The sequence below is a fragment of the Acidovorax sp. LjRoot204 genome (genome assembly GCF_056175785.1).
Window position 1 is genome coordinate 1 of sequence record NZ_JBGFFF010000039.1, and the last position, 12,195, is coordinate 12,195.

At 66.5% G+C, this 12,195-nt stretch carries 10 protein-coding genes and 1 pseudogene; 3 read left to right on the forward strand and 8 right to left on the reverse strand.

Annotation, left to right across the window (positions count from 1 at the left end; genetic code table 11):
- Positions 1–261: pseudogene (locus AC04MI_RS09575) on the forward strand (cytidyltransferase); the annotation flags it as partial.
- Positions 262–505: 244 nt separating this feature from the next.
- Here the strand turns inward: AC04MI_RS09575 and AC04MI_RS09580 are convergent.
- The 6 genes from AC04MI_RS09580 to AC04MI_RS09605 all read right to left on the reverse strand — a co-directional run bounded on the left by AC04MI_RS09580 (position 506) and on the right by AC04MI_RS09605 (position 7,861).
- Complete coding sequence (locus AC04MI_RS09580; RefSeq protein ID WP_436078463.1) at positions 506–1,762, reverse strand: Zn-dependent hydrolase; 1,257 nt, start codon at positions 1,760–1,762, stop codon at positions 506–508.
- A 26-nt stretch (positions 1,763–1,788) separates the two neighbouring features.
- Positions 1,789–3,240 carry a dihydropyrimidinase gene (gene hydA, locus AC04MI_RS09585; protein ID WP_436078462.1) on the reverse strand — a complete coding sequence of 484 codons (1,452 nt, stop codon included), beginning with the start codon at positions 3,238–3,240 and terminating at the stop codon, positions 1,789–1,791.
- A gap of 77 nt (positions 3,241–3,317) precedes the next feature.
- Positions 3,318–4,775 carry an NCS1 family nucleobase:cation symporter-1 gene (locus AC04MI_RS09590; protein ID WP_436078461.1) on the reverse strand — a complete coding sequence of 486 codons (1,458 nt, stop codon included), beginning with the start codon at positions 4,773–4,775 and terminating at the stop codon, positions 3,318–3,320.
- A 221-nt stretch (positions 4,776–4,996) separates the two neighbouring features.
- Positions 4,997–6,310 carry an NAD-dependent dihydropyrimidine dehydrogenase subunit PreA gene (gene preA, locus AC04MI_RS09595; RefSeq protein ID WP_436078460.1) on the reverse strand — a complete coding sequence of 438 codons (1,314 nt, stop codon included), beginning with the start codon at positions 6,308–6,310 and terminating at the stop codon, positions 4,997–4,999.
- A 52-nt stretch (positions 6,311–6,362) separates the two neighbouring features.
- Complete coding sequence (locus AC04MI_RS09600) at positions 6,363–7,712, reverse strand: NAD(P)-dependent oxidoreductase (protein ID WP_436078459.1); 1,350 nt, start codon at positions 7,710–7,712, stop codon at positions 6,363–6,365.
- Positions 7,712–7,861: a hypothetical protein gene (locus tag AC04MI_RS09605; protein WP_156400955.1), complete on the reverse strand. Its 150-nt coding sequence runs from the start codon at positions 7,859–7,861 to the stop codon at positions 7,712–7,714. Before AC04MI_RS09605 ends, AC04MI_RS09600 begins: the two co-directional genes overlap by 1 nt.
- Positions 7,862–8,043: 182 nt before the next feature.
- Here AC04MI_RS09605 and AC04MI_RS09610 point away from each other — a divergent pair, with 182 nt between their 5' ends.
- On the forward strand, positions 8,044–8,748 hold the full coding sequence (locus tag AC04MI_RS09610; protein ID WP_395456323.1) for a TetR/AcrR family transcriptional regulator: 705 nt from the start codon (positions 8,044–8,046) through the stop codon (positions 8,746–8,748).
- A gap of 89 nt (positions 8,749–8,837) precedes the next feature.
- On the opposite strand, the gene AC04MI_RS09615 is transcribed toward AC04MI_RS09610, so the two are convergent.
- Positions 8,838–10,202: a sigma-54 interaction domain-containing protein gene (locus AC04MI_RS09615; RefSeq protein ID WP_436078458.1), complete on the reverse strand. Its 1,365-nt coding sequence runs from the start codon at positions 10,200–10,202 to the stop codon at positions 8,838–8,840.
- 361 nt (positions 10,203–10,563) lie between these two features.
- Between AC04MI_RS09615 and petA the strand changes: the two genes are divergently transcribed.
- Positions 10,564–11,190 (forward strand): ubiquinol-cytochrome c reductase iron-sulfur subunit, encoded by a 627-nt coding sequence (gene petA, locus AC04MI_RS09620; protein WP_436078457.1) that lies wholly within the window; start codon positions 10,564–10,566, stop codon positions 11,188–11,190.
- Positions 11,191–11,237: 47 nt separating this feature from the next.
- Here petA and AC04MI_RS09625 read toward each other — a convergent pair whose 3' ends face one another.
- Positions 11,238–12,125 (reverse strand): LysR family transcriptional regulator, encoded by an 888-nt coding sequence (locus AC04MI_RS09625; RefSeq protein ID WP_436078456.1) that lies wholly within the window; start codon positions 12,123–12,125, stop codon positions 11,238–11,240.
- Between the last annotated feature and the right edge of the window lie 70 nt (positions 12,126–12,195).

Below are 12,195 nucleotides of genomic sequence, written 5' to 3' on the forward strand. Positions count from 1 at the left end.
CTGCCCGAGGCCCGCATGCGCGCTGCGCTGCAGTCAGTGGCCGTGTTCGACCACCCCGACCGCAGCCAGCGCGGTCGCACCATCACGCATGCACACTACTTTGACCTGGGCGATGCGCCCTTCCCGGTGGTGCAGGCCGATGACGATGCAGCGCTGGTGCAGTGGAGCCGCATCGACCAGCTGGCAGGCCTGGAAGAGGAATTCTTCGAAGACCACTTCCACATGCTGGACCACTTTCTGGGGCTGACGAAGCTGGACTGATCCGCTCCACCCGCTTTTTGCATCCAAACGGGTGCAAGCGCTACGGAATCATGCCTCTGCAGCTATATTTTGTATAGCGCCAGGGATTCTCTGCACGAATCGAGTGGTCCGTGGGCGCTGCGGATCGGGATGGGCTGTAAGGCGCAAGACGCAGCAATAGCCGCAGCTATGGCGAGTACTTGCAACGCGGCAGACCGCCCGAGGCCGCAGATGCAAACGGCGCGGTGATTCGTGCAGAGGATCCCTAGGTACCAGCCCGCTCCAGCATGGCGTGCAGCAGCACGTTGCACCCGGCCTCGATGTGCTCGGGTTTCGCATCCTCGATCTCGTTGTGGCTGATGCCGTCCTTGCAGGGGATGAAGATCATGCCGCTGGGTGCGAGCTTGGCCATATACACGGCGTCGTGCCCCGCGCCCGAGACGGCAGGCATGTGGCTGTAGCCCAGCTTGGCGGCGGCGCGGCCCACGGCCTGCACGCATTCGGGCTGGAAGAGTTGCGCGGGGTAGCTGGAGACCATCTCGATGTGCACTTGCACGCCATGCTCCTTGGCCACCTGGTCGGCAAAGGCCTTGACCTCGGCGGCCATGGCGTCCACCAGCGCGTCGGTGCTGTTGCGCAGGTCGATGCTGAACTTGACCCGGCCGGGGATGACGTTGCGGCTGTTGGGGAAGACTTGCACCATGCCCACGGTGCCGCGCCCGTGCGGCGGGTGGCGGTGGGCGGCGGCGACTACGTCTTGCATGATGCGTGTGGCGGCCAGCAGGGCGTCCTTGCGCAGGGCCATGGGGGTGGGACCTGCGTGGGCTTCCATGCCGGTGACGGTGCAGTCAAACCAGCGGATGCCCAGCACGCCGCTGACCACGCCGATGGTCTTGTCGTTGTCTTCCAGCACCGGGCCTTGTTCGATGTGGGTTTCAAAGTAGGCGCCGATGGGGTGGTCGCCGGGCTCCTGGTCTCCGATGTAGCCGATGCGCTCGAGTTCACCCTTCACCGTCTTGCCTTCGGTGTCGGTGGCAGCGTAGGCGTGCTCCAGCGTGAAGGCTTTGGCGAACACGCCGGAGCCCATCATCACGGGCACGAAACGAGATCCTTCTTCGTTGGTCCAGAAGGCGACTTCGATGGGGGCTTCGGTTTCGATGCCGTGGTCGTTCAGGGTGCGCACGACTTCGATGCCGGCCAGCACGCCGTAGTTGCCGTCGAACTTGCCGCCGGTGGGCTGGGTGTCGATGTGGCTGCCGGTCATGATGGGCGGCAGGTTGTTGTTGCGCCCGGGGCGGCGCATGAAGCCGTTGCCGATCTTGTCGATGGTGACCGTCATGCCCGCCTCGCGTGCCCAGCGGGTGACGAGGTCGCGGCCCTGCTTGTCCAGGTCGGTGAGGGTGAGGCGGCACACGCCGCCCTTGGGGGTGGCGCCGATCTGCGCCAGCTCCATCAGCGAATCCCACAAGCGTTCGCCGTTGATGCGCAGGTTCTCGATGTCGGGTTTGACTTTCGTGTCCATGGTGTTCTCCAGATGCATTGCAGCGCTTAGCGCGCCACCGCCGAGGGGGCCAGGTCCTGCGCACGCTTTTGCACGGCCTGGAAGTTGGCGCCAAACGCGGGGCGCTTGATGTAGCGGCCCTTGCCCTGCTCGGCCCGCAGGTCGCCGTTGGCAAACACCACGCGGCCCTGGCTCACGGTGTGGCTGGGGATGCCGCGCACGGTGCGGCCTTCAAAGATGTTGAAGTCGCCCTTGCTGAACTGCGTCTTGGCCGAGAAGGTCTTGGTGCCTTGCGGGTCCCACAGCACCAAGTCGGCATCGGCACCTTCGCCGATGAAACCCTTGCGCGGATAGATGTTGAACAGCTTGGCCGCATTGGCCGATGTGATGGCCACAAACTCGCTGGGCGTGAGGCGGCCGGTGTTCACGCCACCATCCCACAGCGCGGCCATGCGTTCTTCCACGCCGCCTGTGCCGTTGGGGATCTTGGCGAAGTTCTCCTTGCCCATGGCCTTTTGCGCGGCGCAGAAGGTGCAGTGGTCCGTGGCCGTGGTGTGCAGCTGGCCCGACTGCAGGCCGCGCCACAGTGCCTCCTGGTGGCCCTTGGGGCGGAAAGGTGGGCTCATCACGTAGGCGGCGGCCTTGGCGAAATCGGGGTCACGGTAGACGCTGTCATCCACCAGCAAGTGGCCTGCCAGCACTTCACCGTACACGCGCTGGCCGCGCGCACGGGCGCGGGCAATCGCGTCGGCGGATTCGATGCAGCTCACGTGCACCACGTAAATCGGCACACCCAGCACGTCGGCAATGGCGATGGCGCGGTTGGCGGCCTCAGCCTCCACCATGGGTGGGCGCGACAGTGGGTGGCCCTCGGGGCCGGTGATGCCCATCTTGGCGACCTCTTGCTGCAGCAGGTAGACCAGCTCACCGTTTTCGGCGTGCACCGTGGGCATGGCCCCGAGTTCGAGCGCGCGCTTGAAGCTGTTCACCAGGGTTTCGTCGTCGCACATGATGGCGTTCTTGTAGGCCATGAAGTGCTTGAAGCTGTTCACGCCCTCTTCCTGCACCAGCGCGCCCATGTCGGCGCGCACGTGCTCGCTCCACCAGGTGACGGCGACGTGGAAGGAATAGTCGGCCGCCGATTTTTCGGCCCAGCCGCGCCACTTGCGGTAGGCATCCATCAGCGGCTCTTGGGGGTCCGGGATCACGAAGTCGATGATGCTCGTGGTGCCGCCCGCCAGCGCGGCGGCCGTGCCGGTGAAGAAGTCGTCCATGGTGACGGTGCCCATGAACGGCAGCTGCATGTGGGTGTGCGGGTCGATGCCGCCGGGCAGCACATACTGGCCGCTGGCGTCCAGCGTCTGCGCGCCTGCGGGGGCCTGCGCCGCAGCCCCATCCCCCACGGCCACGATGCGGCCATCGACGCACAACACATCGGCGCGCTGTTCACGGTCGGCGTTGACCACGGTGCCACCGCGGATCACAAGGGCTTGGCTCATGGGGGTCTCCTTCAGGGATACGGATCAGGTGAAAAAAAGGCCCTGCACTGGCACCAGGCCCAGGCAGGGCCAAGGGGTCACTTCTTCTTGGCGGTCAGGTAGTAGTAGGTACCGGCCACGGCCAGGCTGAAGAACCAGCCAAAATCGAACAACGCCAGCAGCAGGCCAGGCACAGCCGCCTTGTCCACCACGCCCGACACGGCCAGGTAGCCCGGCAGGCAGGGCAGCACGCCCAGCGCAAAGGCAATCAATGCCTGGACGTTCCAGCCATTGCTGTACTCATATTCGCCACCACGGCGATACAGGTCGTCCACCTTCAGCTCGCTCTTGCGCACCAGGTAGTAGTCCACCAGCAGGATGCCCGCGATGGCGCCCAGCAGCGTGCCGTAGCCGCCCAGCCAGGTGAACAGGTAGCCACCCGAGGTGGCCAGCAGCTTCCAGGGCATGAACACCAGGCCAATCAGCGCGGCGATCAGGCCACCCATGCGGAAGCTGATCTTGGACGGTGCACACTGGCTGAAGTCGTACGAAGGCGACACCAGGTTGGCGGCCACGTTGGTCGTGAGGTTGGCCAGCAAAATCACCAGCAGGCCCACACCTGCAGCCACGCTGCCCATTTGCGTGAGCAGGCCGTCGGGGAACAGCTGGGCCTTGCCGTACAGGATGGCCGAGGCCGAGAAACCAATCACACCCACCATGGAGAACAGCGCCATGGGAATCGGCAGGCCGATGGCCTGGCCCACGACCTGGTCCTTTTGCGACTTGGCAAAGCGCGTGAAGTCCGGGATGTTGAGTGCGAGCGTGGCCCAGAAGCCGACCAGGCCCGTCAGCGCCGCCCAGGTCTTGGGACCGCCCTCGACCACCTTGGCGGGCAGGTTGAACAGCTGACCCGAGGGCACCTTCATCATCAGCACCACCACCAGCAGCACGGACGCACCGATCATCAGCGGCGCCGCAATCACCTCCAGCAGACGGATGGACTCCGGCCCCTTCCAGATGAACCAGATGTGAACCGCCCAGAACGCCAGGAAGCACATGAACTGCGAGGTGCTGATGGTTTGCCCATCCGCTGGCCCAGCCAGGTTCATGCCCAGGATGTTTAGGAAGCCGTGCAGCGCCAGCGCGCCAAAGTAGCAGTTGATGGAGAACCAGCCACACGCCACCAGGCCGCGCAGCACGGCGGGAAGGTTGGCACCTTTCACGCCAAAGGATGCACGTGCGAGCACGGGGAACGGCACACCATATTTGGGCCCCACGCGCCCAATGAGCACCATGGGCACGAGCACGATGCAGTTGGCCAGGAACACCAGCCACACCGCCATCTGCCAGGTGAAGCCCTGGTCCAGCATGGAGCTGGCCATGGTGTAGGTGGGCACGCACACGACCATGCCCACCCAGAGTGCGGCAAAGTCCTTCCACGTCCAGTGTCGCTGCGCGGCGGTGGTGGGGAGCAGATCTTCATTGGCGAGCGTGTTGGATGCATCGCCGGGCATCAGCCCCGCCACATGGGCCGCGCTGCCGGTACTGTTGGTCATGCCTGTACTCCTGTCAAAGACGTCGTTGGGGTTGCACACAACCCGCTGTCTGTTCCAGCGCCCTCACGCTGGCAGATGGCGGGCAAAGGGAAGCGAGCGATGCTAGAGATCACGCAAGAACTGCACCAGATGCAGTGCAACATGCGTTGCAAATCGGCACCACAACGGGTGCTGCCGCAACGCCTTGCGGGGTCTGTGGCACAAGCTCGCAGGGGCACATGTCAAGCTGCGGCAGACACGCGCTGCGGGTTGTTGGGGTGCGTGGTCCAGTTGGCGTATTCGCCCGTCACCGTCTTGCCCGTGCGCACATCGACTTCGCCCGGCTCCAGCGCGCGCATGGTGATGCACTCGGGCACGGGGCAGATCGACACGCACAGGTTGCAGCCCACGCATTCGGCCTCGTTGATCTCGAACTTGCGCACGCCGCCTTCTTTGGTGAAGGTGATGGCCTGGTGCGAGGTGTCTTCGCAGACCACATGGCAGCGGCCGCACTGGATGCAGGCATCCTGGTTGATGACGGCCTTTTCGATGTGGTTGAGGTTGAGGTTCTTCCAGTCCTTCACCGTGGGCACGGCCTGGCCCTTGAAGTCGTCGAGCGTGGCATACCCGTGCTCGTCCATGAAGTTGGACAGGCCGTCGCACATGTCCTGCACGATCTTGAAGCCATACACCATGGCGGCCGTGCACACCTGCACCGTGCCGCAGCCGAGCGCAATGTATTCGGCCGCGTCGCGCCAGGTGGTGATACCGCCAATACCGCTGATGGGCAGGCCAGCGGTCTGCGCGTCGCGTGCAATCTCGGCCACCATGTTCAGCGCAATCGGCTTGACGGCCGGGCCGCAGTAGCCGCCGTGCGAGCCCCAGCCGTCCGTGCTCGGGCTCATCACCATGCGGTCCAGGTCCACACCCATGATGGAGTTGATGGTGTTGATGAGCGACACGGCATCGGCTCCACCCGCCTTGGCGGCGCGTGCGGGGTGGCGTACGTCGGTGATGTTGGGCGTGAGCTTGACGATCACGGGCAGCTTGCTGTAATGCTTGCACCAGGCCGTGACCATCTGGATGTACTCGGGCACCTGACCGACGGCCGCGCCCATGCCCCGCTCGCTCATGCCGTGCGGGCAGCCGAAGTTGAGTTCGATGCCGTCGGCACCCGTGTCCTCCACCAGCGGCAGGATGTTCTTCCAGCTCTCTTCCACGCAGGGCACCATCAGCGAGACGATCATGGCCCGGTCCGGCCAGTTGCGTTTGACGCGTTTGATCTCTTCGAGGTTGGTGTGCAGCGGCCGGTCGGTGATCAGCTCGATGTTGTTCAGGCCGATCACGCGGCGGTCTTGCGACATGAGCGTGGAGTAGCGCGGGCCGTTGACGTTGACCACGGCCGGGTCTTCGCCCAGCGTCTTCCACACCACGCCGCCCCAGCCGGCCTCAAAGGCGCGGGTGACGTTGATCTCTTTGTCGGTGGGCGGTGCGGACGCGAGCCAGAAGGGGTTGGGGCTTTGGATGCCCAGGAAATTGCTGCGAATGTCTGCCATGGGGTGCTCCCGTGAAAACTGGGTGGAAGGGGTCTGGCCGCTTCAGGCCATCTCAAGCCATCAATGCGGCGTGGATGGAAACAGCGGCGACCTTGCCGTGCTCCACCGCCTCCACCGTGAGGTCGCGGCCGCCCACGCGGCAGTCGCCACCGGCCCACACACGCGGCAGGCTGGTCTGGCCTTCGGCATCGGTGGCGATACGCCCGCCCTCCAGCGCAATGCGGCCGCTCACGGGCTCTGCCACAAAGGTCTGGCCGATGGCCTTGAGCACCATGTCGGCGTCCAGCGTGAAGGTCTCGCCGGTTTCCACCAGCTTGCCGCCGCTCAGCGCCGTGGCGGCAAAGCGCACGCCCTTCACCGCGCCGTTTTCGCTCAGCACCTCCTTGGGTGCGGCCCAGTGGCGAATGGTCACGCCGTTCGTCTGCGCCCACTGCTGCTCCACAGCGGACGCCGACATGGCCTCAGCGCCCCGGCGGTAGACGATGGTCACTTCTTCCGCGCCCAGCTTGCGCGACTGCACAGCGGCATCCACCGCCGTCATGCCGCCACCAATCACCACTACGCGGCGGCCTACAGGCAGGGCGGAGAGGTCGGTGCTCTGGCGCAGCTCGGCGATGAAGTCCACGGCATTGCGCAACCCAGTGGCCGTGGGCTCGGCCACGCCCAGTGCGTTCACACCCTGCAGGCCCAGGCCCAGGAAAACGGCGTCATACGCGCCCAGCAGACTGTCGAGCGTGATGTCACGGCCCAGTTGCTGGCCGGTGCGCACCTCAATGCCACCGATGGACAGCAGCCACTCCACTTCCTTCTGCGCAAAGTTGTGGGCGGTCTTGTAGCTGGCCAGGCCATATTCGTTGAGGCCGCCGAGTTTGGGGCGCGCCTCGAACAGCACCACGTCATGCCCGCGCACGGCCAGGCCATGCGCACAGGCCAGGCCCGCAGGCCCTGCGCCCACCACGGCGACGCGCTTGCCGGTGGCGGCTGCGCGCTGGAACAGCGGTGCACCGGGCTGGGCAAAGAAGGCGTCGGTGGCGTAGCGCTGCAGTGAGCCGATCTCCACCGGCTTGTCTTCGTTGGTGTTGCGCACGCAGGCCTGTTCGCACAGCACCTCGGTGGGGCACACGCGGGCGCACATGCCACCGAGCGGGTTGGCCTCCAGGATGGCGCGGGCCGCGCCCCGGTTGTTGTCCTGCGCAATGCGGTGGATGAACGACGGGATGTCGATGCCCGTAGGGCAGGCCGTGGCGCAGGGAGCGTCGTGGCAGTAATAGCAGCGCTCGGCCTCGATCAGCGCTTGCGGGCGGGTGAGCGGCGGGTGTGCGTCGCTGAAGTTCACGGCGTAGTCGGCCAGGTTCAGGCGTGCGGCATGAATGCCGCAGGCACGGCTTGCGGGTGTGTCCATCAGGTTTCCTCCGAGAGGGTCAGGGTGGGGGTCTGGGCGCCCAGGGGGCGTGCAAGCGCACGCCGCGCAGCGGTGGAACGCCAGCCAGTGGCGCCAACCAATGCGGCACCAGCGTGAATGCTGGTGCCCGCAAACTTCGGAGGTTTCATCGTGGTCCTCGCTGTGGGGTGCAGGTGCCCGCTGCTTTGGTGCGGCGGTGCCCTGCGTTGTGGTTCAATTTACCAACCCGTAAAAATTTACCAATTGGTAAAATCCCTACAGCAAACCGCGTGCCAGCCTCCAGCCAGCCAATTGCCAGTTTTCAGGCCCCGGCTTGTTCCACAATGGTGCAATGACTGCAGCCCGCCCGTCCATTGCCCCCCCGCCCCCGCGTCCCCGCAAGGCGGCCCTCCCGCCTCACGACGAGTCCGCCCCCCGCGCCCCCACGGCCTCGCGGCTGCTCAAGGAGCAGGGCATCCTTACCGAGGCAGAGAATCAGTTTGCGCAATTCGGCTTTGAGGGCGCATCGCTGGAGAGCATTGCCGCCGCCATCGGCATCAGCCGCCACAACCTGCTGTATTACTTCCCAAGCAAGGAGGCGCTGTACCAGCGGGTGCTGGACGATGTGCTCACCCAGTGGCTGGCGGGCATGGAAGACCTGTCGCACAGCGACGACCCGCAGCAAGCGCTGCGGCGTTACATCCGCGCCAAGCTGCACTATTCGCGCACCCGCCCCCAGGGCGCCAAGGTGTTCACCAAAGAGGTGATTGCGGGCGCACCACGGTATGGCACGGCCATCACCGAACGCGTGGCGCCGCTGCTCAAGACCGAGGTGCGCACCTTCGAGCGCTGGGCGCGCGAGGGCCGCATTGCCAAGGTCAACTTCACGCACCTGATGTTCATCATCTGGTCGGTCACCCAGGCGTATGCGGAGCAGGAAGCCCAGTTCGCCCTGCTGCTGGGCAAGCCCTCCCTGACCGAGCGCGACTACGAAAAGGCCGAGGAACTGATCGTGCGCATGGTGCTGAGCGCGCTGGCGCCCGATGCGGTGGTCTAAGCCAGCAAGGCGCACCAAACGCTATATAAAAGATAGCTGCCAGCACAATCAACATATGCGCTTGAGGCCAATTTCTTCACTTATTGGCGTCAAGCACCCAATGTTTTCAGCCGCCGGTACAGCGATCGCTCGCTGATGCCCAGCCGCCGCGCCAGGGCTGAACGGCTGCCCTGGTGGGCAGCCACGGCCTGGCGCAGGGCCTCGTCGTCGGGCAAGGGGCGGCGTGATAGCCCCGCTAACGCAACCGATACAGGCAGCACCCCTGCGCCCTGAGCCACCGCACCCGCGAGCGGGGGCAGACCACAGGCAAGCGCTTGCTGCACATGCTCCGCGCCGATGCTGTCGCCATCGCACAGCAAGGCGGTGCGCTCCAGCAGGTTGCGCAGTTCCCGCACATTGCCGGGGTAGGGCTGCGCCTCCAGCAAGGCCAGCGCAGCGCCAGACAACTGCAGCGCACGGGGCTGGGGCGCCACGCGTTCCAGCAGCGCGCGTGCCAGCAAAGCGGTGTCCCCCTGGCGTTCGCGCAGCGGTGGCAGGTGGATGGGGAAGGTGCTCAGGCGGTAATACAGGTCTTCGCGAAAGTGCCCTGCGGCCACCATGTGCTGCAGGTTGCGGTGCGTGGCAGACACCACGCGCAGGTCGGCATGCCTCAGCTCGGTGCTGCCCACGCGGCGGTAGGTGCCGGTCTCCAGCAGGCGCAGCAGCTTGACCTGCAGCGGCAGGGGAATGTCGCCCACTTCGTCCAGAAACAGCGTGCCACCGTTTGCCGCCTCTACCAGCCCCGGCCGGGCCTGGGCCGCGCCGGTGAACGCCCCTTTCTCATGCCCGAACAGCTCGGACTCAAACAGCGCCTCGGGCAGGCTGGAGCAGTCCACGGGCACCAGCGCACGCCGCGCGCGCAGGCTGCCCTGGTGCACGGCATGGGCCACCAGCTCCTTGCCCGTGCCCGACTCGCCCAGCAGCAACACCGCAGCCCGCGAGGGTGCCACCCGCGCCACCAGCCCCAGCATCTTCTGGAACGCGGGCGACCGCCCGATGAGCCCCTGCGCGGACGGCACCGGCTGCGCCGCCACCGGCAAAGGCACCATCTTTTCGACAAAGAACCCCATGGTGCCGTCCGCCCCCGCCACGGGCGCCAGCTCGATCTGCACATATTCCTCACCCTGGGCCGTGTGGTGCACATGCAGCACCCGTTCGCATTGCCCCGAGGCGCGCGCCTGCGCCAGCGGACAGGACTCGCCCGCCTGGTCACAGGGCACGCTGGCGTGGTGGGACACAGCGTGGCAGGTGCGCCCCACCACGCTGCCCCCCGCGCCGCCAGCCGTACCGAACAGGCGGCGATAGGCGCCATTGGCCGCCAGGATGCGATAGCGGTCGTCCACCAGGATGTGCGGATCTGGCAGGCCTTCCAGAAAGGACACCAGTTCTGCGGGTGGTGCGGGGAGGTGGGGCATGGAAAAACCTTCGTACATGCAAGGGCCCTGACGGTGCACCGGTTTCGGCAGCGGGCCTTTGATCTATGCCATGCGGACTGCAATGGATGGCAGTTGGCAGCCGGCTTGGCAGACAGGGTGGCAGTGAATCCGGCCGCTGCCGGGCCTGCGGCGCACCTGCCAACCCGACATCGCGCGCGCAATCCATTGAATTCACGGGCTTTTCATGCAGCACGCGCCATGGCACGCAGGTCTTGCGGGCGATGGCACGCGGTTTGCGGTAAGCCATAGCCGTCCGCAGCGATGCGGGCGGTGGCTGTCACCCCGGCGAGAACCTTTTCTGTACCACAGCCCGTCCCGTCCTCCTTCTCAGAAAGCCCCCATGGCCCTCCACCCCGCTACAACGAATGGCTCCCTTCCAGGCACAGAGGGCGATCCCGCTGCAGAGCGTCGGCAGCTGGTGCTGCTGACGGCGGCCACAGGCTGCGTGGCGGCGGCAGGGGTCGCCGTGCCCCTGGTGTCCAGCCTGGCCCCCAGCGAGCGCGCGCGGGCCATGGGCGCCGGCGTGGAGGTAGACATCAGCGACCTGCCGCCCGGCGGCGTGAAGACGGTGGAATGGCGCGGCAAGCCCGTGTGGATCATGCGGCGTACGCCCGAGATGCTGGCCGCCCTGCCCCAGCAAGACGCCGCGCTGGCCGACCCGGCCTCGCGCAGGGACCAGCAACCCGAGTACGCCCGCAACCCGCAACGCTCCATCCGCCCGGCGGTGTTTGTCACCGTGGGCATCTGCACGCACCTCGGCTGCTCCCCCACCGCCGTGCCCGCAGGCACCTCCAACCCCAGCGTGGGCGACCAGTGGCAGGGCGGCTTCTTTTGTCCCTGCCACGGCTCCACCTTCGACCTGGCGGGCCGAGTCTTCAGGAACAAGCCCGCGCCCACCAACCTGGAGGTACCGCCGCACCGCTACGTGTCCGACACCCGGCTGCTCATCGGGGACGACGCTGCCTGAGCGACAGGCGGCGGCCTGGGGCGGCACATTCCCGGTTCAGCTTCGCGTCACACCTGCTTCTGTTGCCACAGCACATCCAGCACATGCTGGGTGGCGCGCTCCACCGGGCCCGCGCGGTGGGCGATGCCCAGGGGCCGCCATAGCCGGGGTTGCACGGGCAGCATGCGGATGCGCGGGTCCACCGGCGTGGCGGTGGAGGCCTCGTGCGGCAGCAGCGTCGCCCCGTAGCCGGCCGCCACCAGGCTCTTGATGGCATCGTTGTAGTTGAGCTGGATGCGCGCCTTGGGCTGCTCGCCCGCCAAGGCAAGCCATTCGCCCGTCAGGCGCGACAGGCTGGTGCCGTCGTCATTCAGGATCAACGGCTGCCCTGCCAGCCACTGGGGCGTGACCCTGCGGGGCGCCGCCCAGGCCGAGGGGACGAACGCCATCACCGGGTCGCGCCGCCACGGCATCACCGCCACCCCACGCACCGAGGCCATGGGCAAGGCCACCAGGCCCACGTCCAGCGTCCCCAGAGCCAGCCGCGACACGGTCTCCTGCGACGTGAGCACCGCCACCTGCACATCGATGCCGGGGTGCTGCCGGCCCAGCACCTCCAGCGCCTGGGGCAGCAGGTGCGCGATGGCGCCGGTGGACGCGCCCAAGCGCACCCGCCCCTCCAGCCCCTGCACCTGGCGCCGCACCAGGTCCATGGCCTCGTCGGCATCGGCCAGCAGGCGCCGGGCCCGCTCCACCAGCACCTCGCCCGCGCCGGACGGCCGCACCTCGCCCCGCTTGCGCACCAGCAACGGCGCACCGATCAGTGCCTCCAGGTCGGCAATGTGCAGGCTGACCGTGGGCGGCGCCAGGTGCAGCGTGCGGGCAGCTTCAGCGAAAGACCCGAGGTCAGCGATGGTGACCAGGGTACGCAGCCGGTCGAGATTGAGTTCGCGCATGACGTTCAGCAGAACTGATCTTGATGTTTGTGAAATTCAACTTTTCAAAGTTTAGACCGGCGCCGAAGAT